This is a genomic window from Mesorhizobium sp. M1A.F.Ca.ET.072.01.1.1 (genome assembly GCF_004023325.1).
Classification (GTDB): Bacteria; Pseudomonadota; Alphaproteobacteria; order Rhizobiales; family Rhizobiaceae; genus Mesorhizobium.
This window is the reverse complement of record NZ_RZSF01000702.1, coordinates 1-559: the sequence shown is the minus strand read 5'-3', so window position 1 is coordinate 559 and position 559 is coordinate 1. Positions and strand designations below refer to the sequence as shown.

Sequence of the window (559 nt, the reverse complement as noted above, 5' to 3'; positions counted from 1 at the left end):
GTGCTGGATCTGGATGCCAACAATTCGAGCCTGAAGACCGGAGCCGACTACCAGGCCACCTTCACCGAGAACGGTTCGGCGGTTGCGATCGCCGACACCGACGTGAGCATCACCGACCTCGACAACGCCAACGTTACCTCGGCCACGATCACCTTGACCAATGCACAGGCCAGCGACCTCCTGGCCGTCAACGGCGGGCTGCCGGCCGGCATCACGGCATCCAGCTACAATTCCGGGACCGGCGTGCTGACGCTCACTGGCTCGGCGACGCTGGCCGCCTATCAGACGGCGCTGCATCAGATCGTGTTCAGCAACTCGAGCGACAGTCCGAACACGACAGACCGCAGCATAACGGTCGTGGTCAACGACGGTTCGGCCAACAGCAACACCGCGACCTCGACCATCCATGTCACCGCGGTCAACGATGCCCCCGTGCTGGATCTGGATGCCAACAATTCGAGCCTGAAGACCGGAGCCGACTACCAGGCCACCTTCACCGAGAACGGTTCGGCGGTTGCGATCGCCGACACCGACGTGAGCATCACCGACCTCGACAACG

General features: G+C 63.0%; 1 protein-coding gene. It reads left to right on the top strand.

What is annotated here, in order from left to right:
* Positions 1–559 (top strand): hypothetical protein (locus EOA32_RS39105; protein ID WP_189407749.1); only part of this gene is annotated, 559 nt, incomplete at both ends.